General features: G+C 31.2%; 18 protein-coding genes and 1 pseudogene. 17 read left to right on the forward strand and 2 right to left on the reverse strand.

What is annotated here, in order from left to right; all coding sequences use genetic code 11:
* The first annotated feature begins 39 nt into the window (after positions 1-39).
* From CKA54_RS04385 to ribD, 12 genes are all read left to right on the forward strand, one after another.
* The gene (locus tag CKA54_RS04385; protein ID WP_120760305.1) at positions 40-1,419 is read left to right on the forward strand and encodes a M23 family metallopeptidase; all 1,380 of its coding nucleotides are present in this window, start codon (positions 40-42) and stop codon (positions 1,417-1,419) included.
* 2 nt (positions 1,420-1,421) lie between these two features.
* Positions 1,422-2,306 carry a UDP-3-O-acyl-N-acetylglucosamine deacetylase gene (lpxC, locus tag CKA54_RS04390; RefSeq protein WP_120760307.1) on the forward strand — a complete coding sequence of 295 codons (885 nt, stop codon included), beginning with the start codon at positions 1,422-1,424 and terminating at the stop codon, positions 2,304-2,306.
* Positions 2,307-2,347: 41 nt separating this feature from the next.
* Positions 2,348-2,755, forward strand: a complete 408-nt coding sequence (locus CKA54_RS04395) for a tRNA threonylcarbamoyladenosine biosynthesis protein TsaB (protein ID WP_120760355.1) — start codon at positions 2,348-2,350, stop codon at positions 2,753-2,755.
* A gap of 8 nt (positions 2,756-2,763) precedes the next feature.
* Positions 2,764-3,642, forward strand: coding sequence for a homoserine kinase (gene thrB / locus CKA54_RS04400; RefSeq protein ID WP_120760309.1), 879 nt, complete (start codon positions 2,764-2,766; stop codon positions 3,640-3,642).
* A 24-nt stretch (positions 3,643-3,666) separates the two neighbouring features.
* Positions 3,667-3,933: a DUF448 domain-containing protein gene (locus CKA54_RS04405; protein ID WP_120760311.1), complete on the forward strand. Its 267-nt coding sequence runs from the start codon at positions 3,667-3,669 to the stop codon at positions 3,931-3,933.
* The gene (infB, locus tag CKA54_RS04410; RefSeq protein ID WP_120760312.1) at positions 3,914-6,550 is read left to right on the forward strand and encodes a translation initiation factor IF-2; all 2,637 of its coding nucleotides are present in this window, start codon (positions 3,914-3,916) and stop codon (positions 6,548-6,550) included. The genes CKA54_RS04405 and infB overlap by 20 nt, the downstream gene beginning before the upstream one ends.
* Complete coding sequence (rbfA, locus tag CKA54_RS04415; protein WP_039617407.1) at positions 6,547-6,909, forward strand: 30S ribosome-binding factor RbfA; 363 nt, start codon at positions 6,547-6,549, stop codon at positions 6,907-6,909. Before infB ends, rbfA begins: the two co-directional genes overlap by 4 nt.
* Complete coding sequence (rimP, locus tag CKA54_RS04420; protein WP_120760314.1) at positions 6,899-7,321, forward strand: ribosome maturation factor RimP; 423 nt, start codon at positions 6,899-6,901, stop codon at positions 7,319-7,321. Before rbfA ends, rimP begins: the two co-directional genes overlap by 11 nt.
* Before the next feature lie 73 nt (positions 7,322-7,394).
* Positions 7,395-7,682: a hypothetical protein gene (locus CKA54_RS04425; protein WP_115644966.1), complete on the forward strand. Its 288-nt coding sequence runs from the start codon at positions 7,395-7,397 to the stop codon at positions 7,680-7,682.
* An 11-nt stretch (positions 7,683-7,693) separates the two neighbouring features.
* On the forward strand, positions 7,694-10,045 hold the full coding sequence (locus tag CKA54_RS04430; protein ID WP_120760316.1) for an McrB family protein: 2,352 nt from the start codon (positions 7,694-7,696) through the stop codon (positions 10,043-10,045).
* Positions 10,038-11,420 (forward strand): McrC family protein, encoded by a 1,383-nt coding sequence (locus CKA54_RS04435; protein ID WP_120760318.1) that lies wholly within the window; start codon positions 10,038-10,040, stop codon positions 11,418-11,420. Before CKA54_RS04430 ends, CKA54_RS04435 begins: the two co-directional genes overlap by 8 nt.
* Before the next feature lie 8 nt (positions 11,421-11,428).
* Complete coding sequence (gene ribD, locus CKA54_RS04440; protein WP_120760319.1) at positions 11,429-12,421, forward strand: bifunctional diaminohydroxyphosphoribosylaminopyrimidine deaminase/5-amino-6-(5-phosphoribosylamino)uracil reductase RibD; 993 nt, start codon at positions 11,429-11,431, stop codon at positions 12,419-12,421.
* Here ribD and sppA read toward each other — a convergent pair.
* A pseudogene (gene sppA, locus CKA54_RS04445) lies at positions 12,418-13,310 on the reverse strand (signal peptide peptidase SppA). The gene ribD and the pseudogene sppA overlap by 4 nt on opposite strands.
* Complete coding sequence (locus CKA54_RS04450; protein ID WP_120760321.1) at positions 13,298-14,521, reverse strand: metal-dependent hydrolase; 1,224 nt, start codon at positions 14,519-14,521, stop codon at positions 13,298-13,300. Before CKA54_RS04450 ends, sppA begins: the two are co-directional and overlap by 13 nt.
* Before the next feature lie 89 nt (positions 14,522-14,610).
* On the opposite strand from CKA54_RS04450, the gene aroQ reads away from it, so the two are divergent.
* The 5 genes from aroQ to flhG are packed head-to-tail and all read left to right on the forward strand — an operon-like array spanning position 14,611 to position 18,837.
* The gene (aroQ, locus tag CKA54_RS04455) at positions 14,611-15,093 is read left to right on the forward strand and encodes a type II 3-dehydroquinate dehydratase (protein WP_043019356.1); all 483 of its coding nucleotides are present in this window, start codon (positions 14,611-14,613) and stop codon (positions 15,091-15,093) included.
* A complete protein-coding gene (locus CKA54_RS04460; RefSeq protein ID WP_120760323.1) occupies positions 15,090-16,115 on the forward strand; it encodes a M24 family metallopeptidase in 1,026 nt (341 codons plus the stop codon). Before aroQ ends, CKA54_RS04460 begins: the two co-directional genes overlap by 4 nt.
* A 1-nt stretch (position 16,116) precedes the next feature.
* Positions 16,117-16,590: a 2-amino-4-hydroxy-6-hydroxymethyldihydropteridine diphosphokinase gene (folK, locus tag CKA54_RS04465; RefSeq protein ID WP_039662649.1), complete on the forward strand. Its 474-nt coding sequence runs from the start codon at positions 16,117-16,119 to the stop codon at positions 16,588-16,590.
* 8 nt (positions 16,591-16,598) lie between these two features.
* The gene (flhF, locus tag CKA54_RS04470) at positions 16,599-17,981 is read left to right on the forward strand and encodes a flagellar biosynthesis protein FlhF (RefSeq protein ID WP_120760324.1); all 1,383 of its coding nucleotides are present in this window, start codon (positions 16,599-16,601) and stop codon (positions 17,979-17,981) included.
* Complete coding sequence (gene flhG, locus CKA54_RS04475) at positions 17,974-18,837, forward strand: flagella biosynthesis ATPase FlhG (RefSeq protein WP_039662653.1); 864 nt, start codon at positions 17,974-17,976, stop codon at positions 18,835-18,837. Before flhF ends, flhG begins: the two co-directional genes overlap by 8 nt.
* Positions 18,838-18,839: the final 2 nt, after the last annotated feature.

An 18,839-nucleotide genomic window follows, 5' to 3' on the forward strand; every position in this document is an offset into this window, starting at 1 on the left:
TAATATATTTTTAAAAAAATAGATTGAAAGTGATGAATTATGGTTTTTGCACGTAGAAGATCGAATAAAAAATGGATTTTTGTACTATTTTTAATTATTTTAGCCTTTTTAGTGTTTGTTTTAAATACAAAGTTGTTTGAAAAAAATCCTCCTGTGATAGAAGTTAAATCAGATGTTATTTATAGCAACTTAAATGATCCTGTTGCGATAGAAGTAAGCGATGAAAGTGCTTTGAAAGATATAAGAGTAACTTTGTTTAAGGCAAATGAGCTAAATGGTGAAGTGCTTGTGAATGAGCAAGTTAGAGGAGGAAAAAAGAATATCCATTTTGATCTAAAACTACCAAAACCCGCTTTCAAAGAAAAAGTAGATTTTTATAAGCTTATTATTGAAGCAAGTGATAGTAGTTTTTGGAATTTTTTCTTAGGTAATCAAGCTACCAAAGAGGTAAAAGTTATTATCGATACCAAAAAACCAGTGGTTGAAATTTTAGACAATTCATATCAGATTGAACAAGGTGGTGTTGGTAGTGTAGTGTTTAAGGCAAGTGATGAGAACTTGCAAGAAGTTTATATCACAACAGATAAAAATAAAATTTTTAAAGCAACTCCTTATGTAAAAGAGGGCTATTATGCGGCTTTGATTCCTTGGGAGGCAACTGATGAATATTTTAGAGCTTATGTTGTGGCAGTAGATAAAGCAGGAAATGTAAACAAACAAAGAATTCGATACTATTTTATCAATAAAAAATACCGTGTTTCTAAGATTAAAGTTAATGATAGATTTTTAGATGGAAAAATAGAATTCTTGGCTCAGCAATATGCTCCAAAAGATAGAGATTTAAGTAGACTTGAGAAATTTAAATTTGTAAATGAAGATCTAAGGGCTTCTAATGAAGTGATTATTCATGATGTTACTAGTAAAGTACCTGATAGTATGATTAATCATTTTAAAATCAATCTTTTCAAACCTTTGAAAAATGGACAAAAAGTAGCCGATTATGCCGATCATAGATTTTATTCTTATAATGATCAATCTTTTAGCAGTTCTTATCATATGGGACTTGACTTAGCTAGTGTTAAAGAAGCTCCTATTATCAGCAATAATGATGGCGAAGTCGTATTCATGCAAGAAAATGGAATTTATGGATTGAATATTATTATCTATCATGGTTTTGGGATTTATACCCTTTATGGGCACTGCACTAATTCAGATGTGAATGTAGGTGATAGGGTAAAAGCAGGTGATGTTATAGGCACTACGGGAACGACTGGGTTGGCACTTGGTGATCATGTGCATTTTGGTGTTTTGGTGCAAGGTGTTGAGGTGCGTCCTGAGCAATGGCAGGATGCAAAGTGGATAAAAGAAAATATCTACAATGTATTAGAATCAGGTAAAAAAAGAATTTTAAGCGAATAAACATGAATCAAACAACAATAGCAAGAGAAGTTAAAGGCGTTGGTATAGGTTTGCATAAGGGTGAGCCTATTAGTATAAAATTAGAGCCATTAGAGGCTGATAGTGGTGTAGTGTTTTATAGAAGCGATTTGGGAATTTCTTATGAGGCAAAGCCTGAAAATGTTATTGATACGCAAATGGCTACTGTGATAGGAGATCATAGAGGTTATGTTTCTACTATAGAGCATTTAATGAGCGCTATTAATGCTTATGGTGTTGATAATGTGCGTATTGTCTTAGATGCTAATGAAGCACCGGTAATGGATGGTAGTAGTATAGGTTTTTGTATGATGCTTGAAGAAGCAGGTATGAAAGAACTCGATAGGGCTAAAAAAATCCTAGTGGTAAAAAAACCCGTGGAGGTAAAAGAAGGTAATAAATTTGTACGCTTAAGTCCAACAGATATGCCTGTGATTAACTATACTATAGAGTTTGACAATCCTATCATAGGTAAACAAAATTATTGTTTTGAATTTAGTAAAGAAAATTATATCAACGAAATCGCAAGAGCAAGAACTTTTGGATTCTTAAAAGATGTACAAGCTTTAAGAGCTATGAATTTGGGTCTTGGAGGGAGTTTGGAAAATGCGGTTGTGATTGATGAAAATCGTATTTTAAATCCTGAAGGTTTGCGTTTTAAAGATGAGTTTGTTCGCCATAAAATTTTAGATGCTATTGGAGATTTGACTTTGCTTGGTTGTAGAGTTTTTGGAGATTATACCTCCTATGCGGGCTCACATAAACTTAATCATCTCTTGACTAAAGAACTCTTAAAAGACCCAAGCGCATATGAAATAGTAAGTCTAGAAAAGAGCGCGCATAAAGTCTATGAAAAGGTTTTTGCATAAAAAAGGTTACTTTGCTTTTAAATGCCATAGCAAAACCTTTAATGCTTGGTATTTATGAAGATGATAGATTGTTAGAAGTGATTGAGAGTGATTTAAAGGTAAGCGAAACCTTGCCTTGTATCATTCAAAAATTGTTACTGAAATACGAACTGCAAAAACTTATTTACGTACATGGTCCAGGTTCTTACATGGGGATAAAGATTTCATATGTATCTTTTCAAACCTTAGCCATAGTGAAAAATATTCCACTAGAAGCAGTGAGTGCTTTTGAGTTAAACAATAACACCCCTATACCTGCAAATAAACATTTGTGTTTTGTAAAAAAAGAAAATGATGAAATTGTACTTGAAAAAACACAAGCAGGGAGTTTTTTTATGCCACAGAGTTTAAAGGGCTTGGGTTTAAGTAAAGACAATGCACCTTTTTATGTTTTAGATGCGATTAATTAAGATAATGAATGAAAATTTTAATTCCTGCAACAAGTGCAAATTTGGGTCCTGGTTTTGACTGTTTAGGGTTGAGTTTAAAGTATTTTAATCAAGCCATAGTTGAAAAGTCAAAATTTTTTAGTATTAGCGTGCATGGAGAAGGTGAAAATAATATTTATCTTAAAAAAAATAACACCTTTGTTAATATCTTTTATGAAGTATATCAAAGACTAAGTAGTAGAAAAGATAACTTTCGTTTTGTTTTTCAAAACAATATTCCTTTGGCAAGAGGCATGGGGAGTTCTTCTGCTGTGATTGTTGGGGCAATAGCTTGTGCATATGAGTTAAGCGGGTTTAAGGCAGATAAAAATACAATACTCAATGAAGCTTTAAAGTATGAAAATCATCCTGATAATATAGCCCCTGCGGCATTAGGTGGTTTTGTGTGTGCGCTAGTCCATCAAGATAAAGTTTTGGCAATTAAAAAGAAAATAGATAAGAATTTAAAAGCTATTATCACAATCCCGAATGTACCTATGAATACACAAAAATCACGATCGGTTTTAGCAAAAAAAATCAACTTAGAAGAAGGGGTTTTTAATCTTTGCCATGCTTCATTTTTGACTGCATGTTTTTTAGAAAAAAAATATGACTTGTTAAAATACGCTAGTTTAGATAAATTACACCAATACCAAAGAATGAAGCTCCTACCAGAACTTTTTGAAGTACAAAAACTAGCATTAGATAATAATGCTCTCATGAGTACACTTTCAGGATCGGGTTCGAGTTTTTTTACTTTGGCTTATCAAGATGATGCTAAAAAAATCAAAGAAAAAATCAAAAATAAATTTGCTAAATTTAGAGTCGAGCTTTTAGATTTTGATGATGAGGGCTTTAAAATTTGCTAAAAATTCCAAAAAAAAGATATAATTTTGAAAAATCATATACCCATTAGAATGTGCATTGTTTGCAAAGGTCGTTATGAAAAGCAGAGTTTGCATCGATTTCAGATAAAAAATTCTCAAATTATCACTAAAGTGGAATTTGGTAGAAGTTTGTATATTTGCAATCCGTGCTTAGATAAAGATGAAAAAACACTGCAAAGAGCTTTTATGAGAGCTTGCAAAGGCAATTTTCATGGCAGTATAAACCAGCAGGATTTAAAGGAGATATTTTTTAATGGCAGATGTAAAAATTAGCGAGATCGCTCAAGAGTTAGGATACACTAGCAAAGAAATCATAGAAAAAGCCAATGAAATAGGCCTAGAAGATATAAAATCACCTAACAAAAAAGTATCTTCTGAAATCGCAGAAGCGATTTATCAATACGTTCAATCAGGCGAAATACTAGATGTGGTTAAAAAAGTAGCAAAACCTAAGAAAGAAAAAACAGTAAAAAAAGCTACTGTTAAAAAAGAAGAAGATAAAAAAGAAGAGAAAAAAATCACAGTCAAAAAAGAAAATAAAATCAATACAAAAACAGCAATTGAAAAAAAAGAAGAGTTAAAAACTCAAGAAAAACAGCCTGAAAATCCTATTAAAAACGAAACTATAGAAGCAAAAAAAGAAGAAGTAAAGTTAGATGAAAAACTAGGTTCTAATTTAAATTTAGCCAAAAGAAGAGGCTTGGTTATCGTTAAAAAGAAAAAAGAAGAAAACAAAGAAAATTTTGTCAACAAAGAAGAAAAAACTGATACACAAAGCACGCAAGGCTTAAGTCTTAGCATGATTTTTTCAAATTCAGATGAGAGTTTAAAAAGAAAGAAAAAAGAGAAGAAAAACCACCCTGTGGCAAGCAAAAAAGAAAACACCACTAAAATGGATCTTTTAGGAGATAAAGATTTTGCTGATATTTCTTTAGAAGATGATGATATGGTGGTTTTACCTGATTTTAGCGTTAAAGAAAACAAACCAACACAACCGGTCAATAAAAAACAACCAAGTATTTTAAAACAGTCTTTAAATAACTCTATCAACCCATTTGGTGAAGGCGGTATACAAAGAAGAAGTCGCAAAAAGCCACCTAAAAAAGTAGAGAAAAAAGAAAGTGAAGCGATCACAAGCGTGAGCATACCTAAAGAAATTCGTGTGTATGAATTTGCCGAAAAACTTGGCAAAAACACCGGTGAAGTGATCTCTAAACTTTTCATGCTTGGTATGATGACGACTAAAAATGACTTTTTAGATGAAGATGCTATTGAAATTCTTGCTGCAGAATTTGGCGTGGAGATTAATATCATTGATGAAGCTGATGAATTTGACTATGTAAAAGATTATGATGAAAATCAAACAGAAGAGAATTTAAGCCAAAGAGCTCCGGTCATCACGATCATGGGGCATGTGGATCATGGTAAAACTTCTTTGCTTGATTATATTAGAAAATCACGTATTGCAAGTGGCGAAGCAGGTGGGATCACTCAACACGTTGGTGCTTATATGGTAGAAAAAAATGGTAGAAAAATTACCTTTATCGATACTCCAGGCCATGAGGCATTTACTGCTATGCGTGCAAGGGGGGCTAGTATAACGGATATTGTTATTATCGTAGTGGCTGCAGATGATGGGGTAAAACCACAAACCAAAGAAGCGATCAATCACGCAAAAGCAGCTAATGTGCCTATCATCATTGCTATCAATAAAATGGATAAAGAAAACGCAAATCCTGACATGGTAAAAACCCAACTAGCGGAAATGGACATCATGCCGGTAGAATGGGGTGGAAGCCATGAGTTTGTACCAGTTTCAGCTAAAAAGGGTGATGGTATAGAGGATTTACTTGAAATTGTATTATTACAAGCTGATATTTTAGAGCTTAAAGCAAATCCAAAAGCCCATGCTAAAGCAAGCATTATAGAATCTTCAGTGCAAAAAGGTAGAGGACCTGTGGCTACTATCATTGTGCAAAATGGTACTTTAAGAGTGGGAAATACAGTCGTAGCAGGGGAGGCTTATGGTAAAGTACGTGCTATGAGTGATGATCAAGGCAAAACTTTAAAAGAAATAGGTCCAGGTGAATGCGGGGTGATCATAGGTCTTAGCGAAGTAGCTGATGCAGGAGAAACTTTAATAGCTGTAGATAGCGATAAGCAAGCAAGAGAATACGCCAACAAACGTCATGAATACAACCGCCAAAAAGAATTAAGCAAATCCACTAAAGTAAGTATAGATGAGCTTGGTGCTAAAATCAAAGAAGGTAACTTAAAAGCCCTTCCTGTGATCTTAAAAGCAGATGTGCAGGGTTCACTTGAAGCGATTAAAGCGAGTTTAGAAAAACTCAAAAATGATGAGATCAAGGTTAATATCATCCATAGTGGGGTGGGTGGTATCACTCAAAGTGATATAGAGCTTGCAAGTGCGAGTGAAAACTCTATCGTTTTAGGCTTTAATATACGACCAACCGGTGAGATCAAAGAACGCGCTAAAGATAAAGGCGTAGAAATAAAAACTTATAATGTTATTTATAACTTACTCGATGATGTAAAAGCCTTACTAGGTGGTATGATGAGTCCTATCATCTCTGAAGAACAACTTGGTCAAGCTGAAATTCGCCAAGTGATCAATGTGCCAAAACTAGGACAAATCGCAGGTTGTATGGTAACAGAAGGCACGATCAATCGTGGCGCGAAAATCAGACTTATTAGAGATGGGGTCGTGGTATTTGAAGGTAATGTAAGCTCACTTAAACGCTTTAAAGATGATGTAAGAGAAGTTGCAAAAGGCTATGAATGCGGTGTAGGTATAGAAGGTTGTAATGATATGAGAGTGGGCGATTATATAGAAAGTTACAAAGAAGTTGAGGAACAAGTAAGCCTATGAACCCAGCTGAGATCAAAAAGCTACGCACAGAAAGTATTTTAAAAGAGCTTATACCGGAAGCTTTAGCAAATTTAGACAACGAGGCTTTAAAAAACTTGTGCGTAGTGGATGTAGAGTGTAAAAAAGGCAGATATGATGCTTTTGTGTATTTAGATAAAATGTTTTTTAACACCCAAGAGCAAGAAATCATACTTAATCAACTTAAAAAAGCTGCCCGTGCTTTGCAAAATTACTGCATGAGTGAGCAAGGGTGGTATAGATGTCCGAATTTTCACTTTAAGTTTGATGATAGGTTGGAGTATCAAAACCACATGGATGCTTTGTTTGAAAAAATCAAAAAGGAACAAAATGAATCTTGAAGCACTTTGTAAAGAAGTAGGACTTAGCTTTTATGATGATGAGCTAACAAGTGAAAATGGTAGAAAGATTTATAGAATTTATGTGCAAAAAGAAGGCGGAGTAAATCTTGATGATTGTGCTAGGCTTAGTGAGATTTTATCGCCTATTTTTGATGTAGAACCACCCGTGAGTGGGGAGTATTTTTTAGAAGTATCAAGCTGTGGGCTTGAAAGAAAACTTAGCAAAATCGAGCATTTTGCAAAAAGTATTAATGAACTTGTAAAAATCACAACCAATGAAAAAGAAAAAATCGAAGCAAAAATCATCGCTGTAGATGGTGAAAATATCATTTTAGAAAATTTAGAAACTCAAGAAAAAACTACTATAAATTTTAGCGACATAAGAAAAGCTAAAACCTTCATACAATGGTAAAAATTTAGAAATCTAAATTTTTACTCATCTTTTGTATAATTGAATTTAAACATAAGAATAAAAAAGGCGTATAATGCTTGAAAATAAATATGATTATAAAATCAGTAAAGCAGATAAAAATGGTAATGTGTATTATCATTTTCCAAAAGATGAAGATGAATTTAAAGAAGCAGTTGTAAAAAATGGCGGCATGAGTGTGTATGTTTATCAAGATGATAAGTTAATAGATGAATTTCATACAAAAAGTCAAGGTTATAAATGGACTACACCTATTTTTACTTATTTGAAAAATATGAACAAAGATAGAGAATATTTTCGTAGATATTATAAAAATTGTAAATTTTTTGCAATTGTGGATTAAAGGAAAATAGTATGAATATTAATTTAAACGAAGAGCAAAAGAAAAATATAGAGAATAAATTTTTAGAATTTCAAAAAATTTGGACTTTAGAAAAAGTTAAAAGTATGAGTCTTGAAGAATATACTAGTATTAAAAAGGATAATCCAGATAGGAACGATTTTACTTTTTGGCTGGAAAATAAACTTGATGATATAGGAAGTATTTGGGGTGGTTCTAGTTTCAAATTTGGTATATATAAAAGAAATTTTAATGATGATAAAGAAAAATTAAAAGGTAAAATTTACAATGATAATTATGCTTGGCTATCCAAATATGGAAATAATCAAGATGAAGCTTTTGATAAAATAAAACAAACAATTGTAGATATAATACATGCAAGTAAAAATAATGACTTTGAAGCTATAGAAAATATAGATTTTGGAGATGCTACTAAATGGAAAATAGCTTTTCATTATCAAGATGTAAATAATATAAAAATAGTTGATATTTTTTCTAAAAATGTTTTAGATTTAATATCTTTGAATAAATTTAAAGAAAAATTAAAAATATATCAAATTTATGAGAAATTGTTGGAAAATAAAAATTTATCATTAATCAAAATGATAGAAAATATAGCTATTCCTTTATGGGTTGAGTATGGAATAAACATAAAAAAAATGAAAAAATTATTTTGTGAATATTTAAGTAAAAGAAATATAGATACTTCTAGCATAAAAAAATATGTTTCAGCTGTAGAAAATATATCTAATGAATTTTTGAAAGATAATTTATATAGTTGCAATTTGTATAATTTTGATCAAAATATAGAAAAATTAAATAAAAATAATAAATTTGTATTAAAAAACAATAATGGAAATAAAATGTACTCTATTGCTTTAAAGCATTATAGAACTTTTTTATATGATTTTGAAAGACAATTTTTAAATAATGAAATAATGGATAAGGAATTAAATATGAAAAATCCACCTTTAAATCAAATTCTTTATGGGCCTCCAGGGACTGGAAAAACTTATCATACTATAGATAAAGCTTTAGAGATTATATCAAAAGTAGAAAAAATACAAATTCCAAGTGAAGATGATAGAGCAAATAGAAAAAAGTTATTTGATGAGTATGTAGAAAAAGGGCAAATAGTTTTTACTACTTTCCATCAAAGCTATGGATATGAAGAATTTGTAGAAGGTATAAAACCTATAATAAATAACGATGAAAATTCTCAAGAATTAAAATATGAGATAAAAAATGGTGTTTTTAAAGAATTGTGTGATAAATCTTTGAAAAACTATATTTCATCAATACAAAATGAGAATGAAACTGACTTAGATAAATTAATTTTTGAATTTGCTAATTATATTAATCAAAATTTTCTAGACAAAGGAAATGAATTTCCTTTAGAAAATAAAGTTAATGTTAAAAAAATCCTTTTAAATTCCAAAGATGAATATCGTTCTTTTTTATTGGGCGGCTCAATTAAAAGTCCTCAAAGATTGACTATTGATGTTATAAAAAGAGATTATTTAGATTTTATAAATGGAAGAATTTTATCTTTTAAAGATATTAAGCCAAAATATGACAGTCAAAGTGATTACCATGGTAATGCAACTTATTATTTTATGTTTTATAAAAAATTAAAAGAATTTGAAAGTTTGCAAAATGAAAAATTTAAAATAAAAAAAGATAACTTAAAACCTTACATAATCATCATAGATGAGATTAATCGTGGTAATGTAAGTAAGATTTTTGGTGAACTTATAACCTTGATAGAGCCTAGCAAAAGAATAGGTGAAAAAGAAGAGTTGAGAGTAAGATTGCCTTATAGCGGTGAAGAATTTGGAGTACCTAAAAATGTTTATATCATAGGTACTATGAATACAGCTGATAGAAGTATAACTTCACTCGATACAGCTTTGCGAAGACGTTTTGAATTTGCCGAGATGATGCCTAAACCTAGTAAACTATCTAAAATTGAAGATATAGATTTACAAGAATTATTAAAAGCTATCAATATTCGCATAGAATACTTACTAGATAGAGAAAAGACTATAGGCCATGCATTTTTTATAGGTATTGATAGTTTAGATGACTTAAAAAAAGTTTTTCAAAATAAAATTATCCCGCTATTGCAAGAGTATTTTTACAATGATTATGCTTTGATAAATGCAGTTTTAAATGATAATGGTATGATTTTTGAAGATAAAAAAGATGATAAATATCTTCAAAAAAAGAATTTATATAATGTTGATAATGAGAGAAATATTTATACTATCGCTCCATTTGATGATAAAATTTGGAACGATATAAAAACATATCAAGCAATTTATGATGATAAAATAACAAATAAAACAAAAAACGAAAATGAATAACACCTTTTCTATCATTGAATACCAAGATTTTTCTAAAGAAGATTTAAAAGAAATTTTTAAAGAAAAAGCTGAAATATTTTATAAAGAGCTAGAAGACTTCGCAAAAAACAATGAAAGCCTTCTAGGCTTTAAAAACAAAAACACTTTAAAAGCTAAAAATTATGTCGGCATTATACAGACTAAAAGCGGTGTTTTAGAAATCTTGCCAAAATGCACAAATTTGGATAGCTATAAAGAAAAAAAAGATAAATCTTTGAAAGTTTCAAAGAGTAAGTTAAATTACGCCTATGCGATAAGTAACAACAATAAATTATATACTAATTTTAGTTATTTCCAAGAATATAAAATTGTGAAAAACATTAAAGTAAAGAAGTGGTATAGTATAAAAGAAATAAATTTCAACCCTAAAAATCTTTTAATCAATATGCTAAAAACCTTAAAAAATTCTTCCTTTAAAAAATCTCAAATTTCATCTTTACAAATTGCCAAAATGCCTTTGTTTGAAGTATTTATCACGATGTTTTTAGATGAATTTGATAGTGTGTATAAAAAAGGTTTGATGAGATCTTATGTAAGTAGCGAAGAAAATAGAACTTTTTTAAAAGGAAAATTACTTTTTAATGAGCATATAAAATCAAATTTAATACACAAAGAAAGATTTTTTACAAGTAGCGATGAGTTTGTTTTAGACATAGCTCCAAATCGCTTGATAAAATCAACGCTAAATTTTTTAAAATCCAAAACAAGCTTGAATAAATTTAAAATCATCAAAGCTATGCAAATGCTTGATGAGGTAGAATTTTCTAAAAATTATGAAAAAGATTTTAGTTTTAAAATTTCAAGACATTTTGATTATTATGAAAATATACTTTCTTGGTGTAAGATATTTTTGCAAAATAAAACTTTTACTCTATATAAAGGCAAAAACGAAGCTTTTGCTTTGCTTTTTCCTATGGAAAAACTTTTTGAAAACTATGTGGCTTATATGTTTAAACTTGCTAATCCTAATGAAAATATAAAAACTCAAAGCAGTGGAAAGTATTTAATCTCAAAAAATGATGAAAAGTGTTTTATGTTAAAGCCTGATTTATATATAGAAAATAAAATGATCTTAGATACCAAATGGAAAATTCCAGATGATAGTGAAGATGAGAAAAAACATGGTATATCGCAAAGTGATTTATATCAAATGTTTGCTTATGCAAATAAATACGAGATAAAGGAAATTTATCTTATTTATCCTCTATGTGAGAGAACTTTTGACTTAAGAGAGAAATTAAAAACTAAAGATATTAAGTTTTTAGCACAAGGTTTTTTAAAAGCTTGCGATGAACATGTAAAGCTTAAGGTGTTTTTTGCACCTTTGCCTTTTTAGGAAGTAACATGAATCACGAATTTTATATGAATTTAGCTATAGATGAAGCTTGGAAATATCAGCTTTTAACCTACCCAAATCCAGCCGTAGGCTGTGTGATCTTAGATAAAAATGGCAAAATTTTAAGCATAGAAGCACACAAAGAAGCGGGCAAGGCTCATGCAGAGCTTGAAGCAGTGAGTAAAGCCTTAAAAGCACTTAATCCAAATTTAGATTTACCGCAAAATGCAAACGATTTACATGAGTTTATTTGTCAAAATCATCGGGGGTTGTTAAAAGGTGCTAGTGCTTATGTGAGTTTAGAACCTTGCAATCATCAGGGCAAAACCCCACCTTGTGCGAAACTTTTTAGCACACTTGGCTTTAGTGAAGTTTTTATCGCTACTAAAGATGAGCATAAACTCGCAAGTGGTGGAGCAGGGTTTTTAAAAGATCAAGGCATAAAAGTTCACATGGGAATTTGCGAGCAAAGAGCCAAAGAGCTTTTAAAACCTTTTTTAAAATGGCAAAAGTCAAATTTTAAATTTTTTAAACTAGCCCTTTCTTTAAATGGCTCTGCTTATGGTAAAATCGTAAGTTCTAAAGCAAGTAGAACCTATGCTCATACATTACGTTCAAAGCTCGATTTACTTGTAGTAGGTGGAGAAACTATAAGACATGATAGGCCTATTTTAGATGCAAGGCTAGCTCAAGCTAAAGCACCAAATTTATGCATACTAAGCCGTCAAAATTTAGAAAGTTTTGATCCAAACATTCCTTTATTTAGCGTGCCTGAGAGAGAAATTTTTACAAACATTCCTAGTGAGGCTAAGCTCATCATGTATGAGGGTGGGGAGAATTTTTTAAAAGCCTTTAAAGATGAGTTAGATATGCTTTTGATTTTTTCAAGCTCAAATTTAAACACCTTTGAAAATGTTAAGTTAGATCTAAAGTTAAAGCCTTTATACAAAGGCTTTTTAGAAAATGATATTTATGGATTTTATGAGATTATTAAATCTTAGTAGATTTTTTGTGAGCTTACTTGTGTGAAAAACTGTGCTAAAGTGTTAGCAAAAAAGCTAGCGCTTTGCTCTTCTAATCGTTTTAAAAATTTATCGATAGCATCTTCTTTTTGCCAGATAGGATTTTGCACTTTGGCTAGTTTTTCTAACTCTTTTTGGCTTGCTCATAATTACCTATTTTATCAATGAGTTTTAATTTTAAAGCCTCGTTTGCTAAAAACACTTTTGCATCAGCCCATGAGTTTGTTTGATTTAAGTCTAATTTGCGATTTTTAGCAACAAATTGCGTGAAAAGCTCATAGCTTTGATTGGCTAAATTTTGTAAAAAGTCTTTTTCATCTTCGCTCCATTTACGCATGAAAGTTCCTGCTTCTTTATAGCTTCCTGCTTTGATGGTTTGTTCACTTATGCCAAGTTTTTGTGCAAGCTCACTTAGCTCAAAGCCTTGCATGATTACCCCAATAGACCCTACAAAGCTAGCAGGATTAGCGATGATCATATCAGCTCCCACTGCACTTAAATAACTCCCACTTGCTATAGTTCCACCTGCATAGACTACCACAGGTTTTTTGGCTTTAAGATCTTGTATAGCTAAAGCTATTTCCATGCTTGGCGCAAAAGCTCCACCAGGGCTATCTATAAAAAGTAAAACTCCTTTTATAGCTTTATCCTCTTTGACTTTGTAAATTTGTTTTAAAAGATTACTTGCATCGCTAATTTCGCCTTTAAGATTAATTTGTGCTAAGTTTGCGTTAGAAAGTTTGGCATTATCCCCGCTTGGAGCAAGGATTAAAAACACGATAAATAAAAACACAAAGGTTTTAAAATAAGTATTGATATAAGAAATGATTTTTCCAATTCCTTTAAAAAATGATTTTATAGCTTGCATTCTTTTCCTTCTATAAAAAGTTTTAACACTTCTTTGCTTTGTAAGATAAACTGCAAAGGAAGTTGTTTTAAATTCACACTATTTGGCAAAGCAAAAAGACTAAAATCAGCTATCTTGCCTTTTTGAATTTGCCCTAGGTTTAAATTTAAAGCTTTTGCGGCTTTGTTGGTCGCCATTAAAAGCAATATTTTAGCAAAATTTTCTAACTCAAAATCATCATGTATAAGTAAATTTGCTCTCATTTCATCAAGCATACTTAAAGAGGTATTTGAACTTAAACCATCAGTTCCTAGGTGGATATTAACACCATTTTTTAAAGCAGATTTTAATTTAAAAGTATTTTTACTCAAAAGTCTGTTTGAAAAAGCACAATGCGTGATAGAGTGTAAATTTTTATCTAATAAATCCCATTCTTTAAAATACACACAATGAGTAAATAAAGTCCTTTGATCTTTAAAAAGCTCTAAAAAGCTTTGCGGGGTGTAAAATGGCGTAGGATTTTTACTAAATTTAGCCAAGCTTTTTTTAAAACCGCCTTTTTTAAACCTTAGCCAGTTGTTTTCGTGATTGCTTTCAAGAAAATGCGTGCTTAGCAAATGATCATTCTCTCTAGCAAGTTTTATGGCAAATTTGGCAAGCTCTGGGTGAGTTGAATAAGGTGCATGCACTGAAATAGCAGGGATAAATTTAGAACTTTTAAAACTCATGCTTTTTTCATAACGAGTTAGAAATTCCTCTTTTTTGGCTTGGATAAAATCCTCACTAGATCCTAAAATTTCATTGAAAAATACCACTCTAGCTTGTGAGTTTACACAAGGAGTTAAATCACTTCCAAAGCTTGAAATTTCACCTACAGTAGAAGTGCCGCTTTTTAGCATTTTGTGGATATTTTGAGAGATTAATTTTTCTTTGGCTTTTTCATTGAGTTGTTCGCGGTTATTAAAAATACTATCAAGCCATTTTAAAAAATCTCCAAAGGATAAATTCCCATTATTTGCGCTAAATTCTAAATGTGCATGTGGATTGATAAATGCAGGCAAGAGTAGCGTATCTTTTGGGGTTGATATGAGTTTGGCTTGCGGGTAGTTTTTTTGTAAATTTTCTAAGCAATCAATTTCTAAAATCCGATCACCAAAAAGAACTGCCTTGTTTTCCAAAATGCTAAATTCATCATCACAAGTGAAGATAATCTTGGGTGCTATGATAAACATCTTACTTCCTTTAAAAAAGGTAAATTGTAGCTAAAATTTAGCTTTAAAATGCTATAATATAGTAAATTTTACTAAATAAAGGTTAGATTATGAAAGTTATGGTGATACAAGGACCAAACATTAATATGCTTGGTGTAAGAGAAACTCACATCTATGGCAATATGAAAATGGAAGATATCCACGAACAAATGAAAATAGCAGCAAAACAGGCTAATGCTGAGATTGAATTTTTTCAAAGTAATTTTGAAGGTGAATTAGTTGATAAGATTCAAGAATGTTTAGGTAGCGTAGATGGAGTGATCATTAATGCAGCTGCTTATGCACATACTTCTATAGCAATTCGTGATGCGATTGCAGCGATTAATTTACCAGTGATTGAAGTGCATATTAGCAATACCCACAGAAGAGAAGAATTTAGACAAAAAAGCATGATAGCACCAGTTTGTGCGGGTAGTGTGGTAGGTTTTGGTCCTTTTGGTTACCACATGGCTTTAATGGGACTTTTTCAAATTTTTGATCAAATCAATGCGTATAAAGCAGCTCAAGCAAAAGCACAACAAGCAAATCAATGAATTTTATCTTAAAAAACGAAAATGCACTTTTTTATGAGTGCGGCTATTCTTGTGATAATGCTTTATTTTTAAAACTTGAAGATGAAGCATTTTTCATCACCGATGCAAGATATAGTTTTGAAGCTAGCGAAATGATCAAAAATGCTAAAGTAGTTTTAGCACAAGATCTTTTTGCTAGCACTAGAGAGCTTTTAGAAAAAGCGGGGGTTGATAGGGTGTGTTTTGACCCAAAAGACTTTAGCTATTTTGAATTTAAAGAGCTTAGTAAAAGTGCAAATATCGTTTTTGAAGAAAAATTAGATCTAAGCAAAAATAAACGCATTGTAAAAAATGCTAAAGAACTACAGCTTTTGCAAAAGGCTGTAAATTTTGGCAAAGAATGCTTTGAAGAACTGGCTAAATATATCAGCCAAGAGGGCTTAGGTAAAAGTGAAAAAGAGCTTCATTTTAAAGCGTGTGAAATTTTTCAAAAAAAAGGCGCTTTGGGGCTTTCTTTTTCACCTATTGTGGCTATTAATGAAAATGCGGCTAAGGCACATGCTTTACCTAGTGATAAATGTTTAAAATATGGAGATTTGTTACTAGTTGATGCGGGTGTGGTTTATCAAAGGTATTGTTCTGATCGTACAAGAACAGCTTGCTTTGATGAAAATGGCATAGTCTTTGATAAAAATAAGCCAAATTTTAAAGACAAAGAAACGGCACAAATTTATGAAGTAGTTAAGCAAGCCCAGCTTCAAGCTATTGAAAAAGCACGTGTTGGTATGAAAGCAAGTGAGCTTGATTTGATTGCACGCGATGTGATTAAAAATGCAGGTTTTGAAAAAGAATTCATTCATAGCTTAGGGCATGGAGTGGGACTTGATATACATGAATTACCAAATATTAGCCCAAGAAGTGATTATGAGTTAAAAGAGGGTATGGTTTTTACCATTGAACCTGGAATTTATATTAAAGATAAACTAGGCATTAGGATAGAAGACATGGTTTATCTTGACAAAGAAAAGGCAGTGGTATTGTAACTTGCTGATTAAAGGAGCTAGAAGGGTAGAAAAAATTCGTTTTTTTCCTTTTTATTCAAAGGCTGATAAAAAAGGAAAATATATAGCCATTATAGGACTTGGAAGCAATATAGAAGATGAAAAAAAACGCTTTCGAGCTTTGTTTAGGCATTTGATGCAAGATAGACGCTTGCAAGTGTTGCAAACATCGCCATTTTTGATTAATAAGGCTTTTGGTTTTGAAGATCAAAAAGACTTTACCAATGCAGTGATGGTTGTAAGTACAAGCTTGCACGCAAGAGCACTTTTAAAAGTTTTATTTTTTTATGAGTTTAAATTCAGGAGAAAAAGAACTTTTAAAAATGCTCCTAGAACGCTTGATTTGGATTTGTTGTATTTTTCAAAAAAAGCGCGTAAAGATGAGTATTGTACAGTACCTCACGTAGGGGTAAATGATAGAATTAGTGTAACTTTGCCTTTGGGCTTATTAAGATAAGGAAAAATATGGGACAATTGATTCATACTTTTACAGTTGAAAGCACAGATGAGATTATACCTAAGGTTAAGCAAGATTATGGCGATAAAGCTTTAATCGTAACCAATAAGCAAATTCGTCCAAAAACTATTAACCAAAAGCCTTTGTATGAGGTTATAGTAGCGATTGAAGAAGCTGATTATGAAGAACATTTAAGACAAAACAATATTGCTAAACCAGCGAAGAAAAAACCAAGCACCGCGAGTTTTCCTGAGGCTAAAATTCAAGCTCCCCAACAAGAAGAAGGAAAAAAAGAAGAAGATGTGGTGCTTGAATTTTCTTCAAAAGCCAAGCAAAAACCTATTAATCCTTATTTAAATGCAAATAAAAAAGATGATAATTTCTTAAATTTAAAAAATAAACTTTCTCAAGTAAGTTCAGAAATTAGCAAAGTTTCAAATTATCAAGATTTTTCTATGCCAAGCCCAAATTATGATAAAAAAATCGAAGCCTTTGAAAAACAAATGAATAAACTCAATGATAAAATGAATTTATTAGTAGATATGATGTGGGATGATAAGGCAGATTTACGTAAGGAACTAGCTATACCACCTGAATTTGCAAGTATTTATAAGCAAGCTAAGGCAAGTGGCATGCAAGAAGCACATTTAGAAGCGATTATGAAAGCGACTATTGAAAATATGCCAAGCACTATGAAAGCAAATCAAGAAGCAGTGCAAAGATATTTTTACTCGCTTTTGCGTAATATGCTCCCTTGTCGCTTAGAAAGCGAAATTAAAAAGCAAAAAATTATGATGTTGGTGGGTCCCACAGGAGTAGGTAAAACTACCACTTTAGCTAAACTTGCTTTTCGTTACGCTTATGGAGATAGACGCTATAAAACAGGCATTATTACGCTTGATACTTATAGAATAGGCGCAGTAGAACAGCTTTTCCAATACGCTAAGATGATGAAGCTTCCTATTATTGATAGTATAGAACCAAATGATTTAGATGATGCGATTAGAAGCTTAAATACTTGCGAGGTTATTTTAGTCGATACAACCGGAAATTCACAGTATGATAAAGCAAAACTTGAAAAAACAAAAGAGTTTTTATCGCATTCTAATGCACAAATTGATGTAAATTTGGTACTTTCTGCCAATACAAAATATGAAGATTTGTTAGAAACTTATAATAATTTTTCATTTTTAAATATAGACACTTTAATCATTACAAAATTTGATGAAACTAAAGTGTTTGGAAATGTGTTTTCTTTGCTTTATGAAACTAGCACTCCGATGAGCTTTTTTTCCATAGGTCAAGAAGTGCCTGATGATATAGAAGTAGCAAATAGTGACTTTTTAGTACGTTGTGTGTTAGAAGGTTTTAGAAGGGATGAGAATGAGTAATCAAGCAGAAAAATTAAAAGATCTAGTAAAAAACGAAAATTCAAACACAAAACATACTCATTTTATCGCAGTTACTAGCGGTAAGGGTGGAGTTGGAAAAAGTACTTTTAGTGCAAATTTAGGTAATGTTTTAGCTCAAAATGGTTATAAGGTTGGACTTTTTGATGCAGATATTGGATTGGCTAATTTAGATGTGATCTTAAATGTACGTGTAGAGAAAAATCTTTTGCATGTTTTAAAAGGCGAATGCTCATTAGAAGATATCTTGATAGAAGTAAAACCTAACTTATGGCTTATTCCGGGTGAAAGTGGTGATGAAATTTTAAAATACAATGACAAAAATATCTATGAAAGATTTTTAAACCAAACAAGTATTTTAGATGATTTAGATTTTTTGATCATCGATACGGGGGCAGGTATTGGCGGTAATATAGGAAATTTCTTGGAAATGTCTGATGAGGTTATTGTTATCACTGTGCCTGATCCTGCAGCGATCACTGATGCATATGCTACTATCAAAACTACCTCAAAAACTAAAGAAAATTTATTGATGGTGTTTAATGTTGTTAAAAATGAAAATGAAGCAATGAGAATTTTTGATAATATTAAAAAAGTTGCAGATATCAACATCAAACATCATTTAAATTTGGAATTTTTAGGATTTTTAGGTCAAAGTAAAGATATTAGTTCTAGTATAAAAAAGAGAACTTTATTTAGTGATGAGGATACAAACTCAAGCGATGAGCTTAAAGCTATAGCCTCTAAGCTTTTGTATAGGTTGGAACAAAAAGTGCTTAATAATGTAGGAGATAAAAGCATTATGAGTTTTTTCAAAAAGCTTTTGGATCGTTTTTAGAT

The organism is Campylobacter sp. P255, assembly GCF_003627915.1.
Lineage (GTDB): Bacteria > Campylobacterota > Campylobacteria > Campylobacterales > Campylobacteraceae > Campylobacter_D.